Here is a 3083-nt window from a genome sequence, read left to right on the forward strand (position 1 = left end):
GGGCAGCCCCCTGGGAGGATAGGAAGTTGCCAATCTTTTTTATTTTTTGTAAAAAAAATGCTTATAGTAGCATTTTTATTGCAACTATAAGCCCTAATAAAACGACAACAGTATTAAATATTTTTTGATTCATTATTTTTAAAAGTTTTTTAGCTAAGAATACACCTATGAAGATTGTTGGTATAGCAATTGAGCCTCGAGTAATAGTAAACATATTTATATTTTTGAATATAAATATATACATAAAAAGTTTTATTATATTGATAACAGTAAAAAACACAGCTCTTGTTCCTATGAAGTCCTCCTCCTTTTGCTTATAACTAAGCAAATACACATTAAATATAGGACCAGAAACATTTGCTAGATATGACGAAGCACCACCAAAAATTCCAAATAACCAGGAAAGTTTTGTTAATTTATGTTCGTATTTTTTAAGAAAAAATAGAATGCTAGCAAAAACAATAATCGATGCAATAATTTTTCTAAAAATATCTTCAGATATAGAGTTTGCAAAAATAGATGCCACAGTCATTCCGATAACAGAAAAAGGTATAAGTTTTAAAACAATTTTTTTATCATAATTATTTCTATATAAATATGAAACGTATAAATCTGCAATTAAAAATGGAATAAACATAATACCATTCCCTAATTTTGAACCATAGATAGAGATTAAAATTGGAGAAAATAAAATAGCAGTAGACATTCCCATTAAACTAAATCCCATTCCAACGCCAGCAATTAACATGAGTAAAATTTCAAAAGTATCCATAATTCCTCCTAAAGTGATATATGAATAAGAATAAATATAAATATAATACCACCTAAAATTTTATGACTTTTAAGTGTAATTTTTTTATATTTTATAGGAACTTTTTTCATAATAAAAGGAAGTGTTCCTAAAATCCAAAATAAACTTAAAAGAAGAATACCGCTAATTCCAGTATATTTTTTCAATACTAAAGGATATGCAAAAGCCATACTTAAACCATGTATTGTACCTAGAATTATAGTTGTTATACCTAAAATCTTGTGTAACTGAATATGACTTAATTTGCCATTAAGAATTTTATTTAAAAACTCTTTATATTTATAATTAAGAATAAAAACAGTTACAGTTAAAATTGCTGAAGTAAAAGCTAATGAACCAATAAATTTAATAATATCTTTTAAATCCATAAAAATCCCTCCCAACTACTTAATATAAATTATATTCTGAATAAACTAAAAAATCCTTTATAAGAGTGATATAATATATAAAAAAAGAAAAGGAGAATCTATGAGAAAAGTTATATTTTTAGATAGAGATGGAACAATAAATGTAGAAAAATCATATCTATATAAATGGGAAGATTTTGAATTTGAAAAAAATGCAATTGAAGGATTGAAAGAATTAAAAGATTTAGGCTATGAATTTATTGTTGTTACAAATCAATCAGGTATAGGAAGAGGTTATTATACTGAAGAGGATTTGATAAATTTAAATAATGAGATGACAAAAAAATTAAAAGAGTTTGGTATAAATATTTTAGAGTGTTTTTATTGTCCTCACCATCCAGAAAAGGGAATAGGAAAATATAAAGTTGATTGTAGTTGTAGAAAACCTAATCCTGGGATGTTATTAGAAGGAATAAAAAAATATAATGTAGATATAGAAAATTCTTTTATGATTGGAGATAAAAAAGGAGATTTAGAAGCTGGAAAAAAAGCAGGTCTAAAATCAATTTTAGTTTTAACTGGTTATGGAAAAAAAATAGAAGATGAGATTAAGAAAGAATATAAAATAGCAAAAGATCTTTTAGAGGTTGCCGATATTTTAAAAAAATAAAAAAACTGGATATAATCCAGTTTTTTTATATAAAAATCTTTATTAAAATAATTGCTATAATAATTTGACTTAATCCAACTAACAAACCATAAAGAGATGCTTTAGGTCCTTGTTTAATAAGTTCACTAATATTTACTCTCATACCGATACCAGCAAGAGCAACTATTTCAAATTTAGAAGAAATTAGTTTAAAAGTTTTAGATACTTCACCAGGAATTAATCCAAAACTAAATAATATACAAAGAATAAAAAACCCTATGATGTACCAAGGTACAGATATTTTACTTTTCTTTTTGCTATAAGCTTCTTCCTCTAAAGCAAACTCAGTATCCATTTCTAACTCTTTATTATTAAACTCTCTAGATAACCAAAGAACAACAATAACTAAAAATACAATTCTTACAATTTTAAAAATAGTTGCCATTTCAAGAACATTATGATTAACCATACTTCCTGCTGCAATAACTTGACCAACTGATTGTAAAATACCACCAAGAAGTGCTGAAGTTTGTAAAGTTTCAAAATTATATAGATAGTTAGCTATAGGAATTAAAGCAAACATAAGTAGAGTACCAGTTAAATTAACAATTGTAATAGAGATACCTTTATCATTATCTTCAGCATTTATTACAGGAGAACTAGCTCCAATAGCTGACGATCCACAAACAGCATTTCCACTTGCCATAAGAGCTCTAAAGTGTTTAGAGAATCCAAGCTTTTTACCTATAAACATAGTTAAAGCAATAGTTAAAGCCATTTGTAAAAGAATAAAAGCTATTCCAGAAAATCCAAGTTGTAAAATAGTATTAATACTTAAGGTTCCACCTAATAAAACAATAGAATATGAAAGTAAATCACTTTCCGAAAATTTAGAACCAGGAGCAAAAATAGTTGATTTAGCAAAAGTGTTTCCAGCTATAAGTCCTAAGAAAATAGCAAGGGGAGCTCCACCTATGCTTGGGACAAATTTCCCAAGAAAAACTCCAAGCTGTGCAATCAAAATACAAAGTAGTAGGCCAGGAATTATCTTCTTAGCAGAATTAAATATACTCAAAATAAAAAACCTCCTAAAATATATTGTTACTTAAGTTACAATATAACATAAATTTGTATAAATTAATAGCTTTTTTTGAATCATGGGTCAAATTTTTCAGATGTGGTCTATAAATTGACTAATAAATCTAATTATGGTAATATATTGAGTAACAAATAAGCACAATAAAGCTAGGAAGGACGTAAGGATGTTTGGAGATTT

The 3083-nt window shown here is 26.5% G+C and carries 4 protein-coding genes; 1 reads left to right on the forward strand and 3 read right to left on the reverse strand.

The genetic code is table 11. The features are described from left to right. Positions 1 to 61: 61 nt before the first annotated feature. A complete protein-coding gene (locus tag Q0V08_RS11240; RefSeq protein WP_297434808.1) occupies positions 62 to 772 on the reverse strand; it encodes a sulfite exporter TauE/SafE family protein in 711 nt (236 codons plus the stop codon). Between the two features lie 8 nt (positions 773 to 780). After that, positions 781 to 1179: a hypothetical protein gene (locus Q0V08_RS11245; protein WP_297434809.1), complete on the reverse strand. Its 399-nt coding sequence runs from the start codon at positions 1177 to 1179 to the stop codon at positions 781 to 783. 100 nt (positions 1180 to 1279) lie between these two features. On the opposite strand from Q0V08_RS11245, the gene gmhB reads away from it, so the two are divergent. Beyond that, positions 1280 to 1828, forward strand: a complete 549-nt coding sequence (gene gmhB, locus Q0V08_RS11250) for a D-glycero-beta-D-manno-heptose 1,7-bisphosphate 7-phosphatase (RefSeq protein ID WP_297434810.1) — start codon at positions 1280 to 1282, stop codon at positions 1826 to 1828. Between the two features lie 25 nt (positions 1829 to 1853). Here the strand turns inward: gmhB and Q0V08_RS11255 are convergent, their stop codons facing one another. Further along, on the reverse strand, positions 1854 to 2882 hold the full coding sequence (locus Q0V08_RS11255) for a putative sulfate exporter family transporter (protein WP_297434811.1): 1029 nt from the start codon (positions 2880 to 2882) through the stop codon (positions 1854 to 1856). Positions 2883 to 3083 lie beyond the last annotated feature (201 nt).

This window comes from uncultured Cetobacterium sp., from assembly GCF_947038635.1.
Taxonomy (GTDB): domain Bacteria; phylum Fusobacteriota; class Fusobacteriia; order Fusobacteriales; family Fusobacteriaceae; genus Cetobacterium_A.